At 65.5% G+C, this 1,215-nt stretch carries 2 protein-coding genes; both read left to right on the top strand.

Going from position 1 to position 1,215, the window contains the following annotated elements:
* Positions 1-368: hypothetical protein (locus C8K14_RS22815; RefSeq protein WP_158272013.1), on the top strand; the 368-nt coding region annotated here is incomplete at its 5' end.
* Positions 365-1,215, top strand: an 851-nt coding sequence (locus tag C8K14_RS22265; protein WP_133726929.1) for a toprim domain-containing protein, incomplete at its 3' end; no start/stop codon positions are given. The genes C8K14_RS22815 and C8K14_RS22265, both read left to right, overlap by 4 nt.

Here is a 1,215-nt window from a genome sequence, read left to right on the forward strand (position 1 = left end):
GACCTATGCCCAGCGCACACCGCGCCACCAGCCAACCCGCCCTGCCCACATCGGGCAGGATTTCGTTTGACCACGCGCTGCAGATCACCGCCCCGGACCTGATTGCAGTCGAGCGGGCCTTTCTCGCATCGGTCGCCGGCTTTGCCGAGCTGCAGTTCTGGGCACCTGCCGCCTATGTCGACATCGAGGGCGCGCCCTTTGGCCAGGGCGAAGGGCTGGTGACCTTCACCGATGCCGCCTGGAAGCGGAGCCTGCAGAAGCTGGCACGCGAAGCGGTGAAGCATAGCAGCGCTCGCTTTGCCCTCACCGCCGCCGGCCGCGATCTGGTCATGCGCACGGTCCAGCTGATCGAGGGCCGCGCCGCGTGAACCTCGAAGCCGAAATCTTGAAGGGCCTGCAGGCCCAATACCAGTTCCGCAAAACCAAGGGCGCATGGTTGCAGGAGGGCACCTGCCCCGCCTGCGGCAAGCGCGAAGCGTTCGCTGCCGCCAAGGATCCCAAGATCGTCCGGTGCGGCCGGCAGGACCGCTGCGGGTGGGAAATCTCCGTGCGCGATGCCCTGCCCGATCTGTTCGAGGACTGGTCCAAGCGCTTCCCCGAAACCGAGGAAAATCCCACCGCCACCGCCGATGCTTATCTGCAGCACGAGCGGTGCCTCGATCTGCGCCTTTTGCGCGGCAGCTATACGCAGGAACTCTACCGCGATCACAAGACGGGCCACACCTCGGCCACCGTCCGCTTCGCCGTGGGCGATACCTATTGGGAACGGCTGATCGACCGACCCGGCCGGTTCGAGAAGAAGGCCCATTTCCGCAAGGGCGGCACTTACAAGGGCCACTGCTGGATTCCGCCGCGCCTCTCGATGGAAGAGATCGCCAAGGCGGAAGAGATCCTGATCACCGAGGGGATCTTCGATGCCACTGCCCTGTGCCAGGTGCGCAAGGTGGCGGTCTCGGCCATGTCCACCAACAATTGGCCGGAACACTTCCTGGCCGATCTTCGCGTCGAGCTGGAGCGCATCAAGCGCACCACGCGCCCCCGCCTCGTCTTCGCCTTCGATGTCGGCCGCGCCGGCGTCGAATACACCATCAAGTATGTGAAGCGGGCCACAGCCGAGGGCTGGGACGCCAGCGCCATGCAGGTGCGCCCCGATGGCGAGGGCACCAAGAAGGACTGGAACGACCTTCTCAAGGAACACCTCGACTGGGCGGGCGA

The sequence above is a fragment of the Novosphingobium sp. GV079 genome (assembly GCF_003058045.1).
GTDB classification, from domain to species: Bacteria; Pseudomonadota; Alphaproteobacteria; order Sphingomonadales; family Sphingomonadaceae; genus Novosphingobium; species Novosphingobium capsulatum.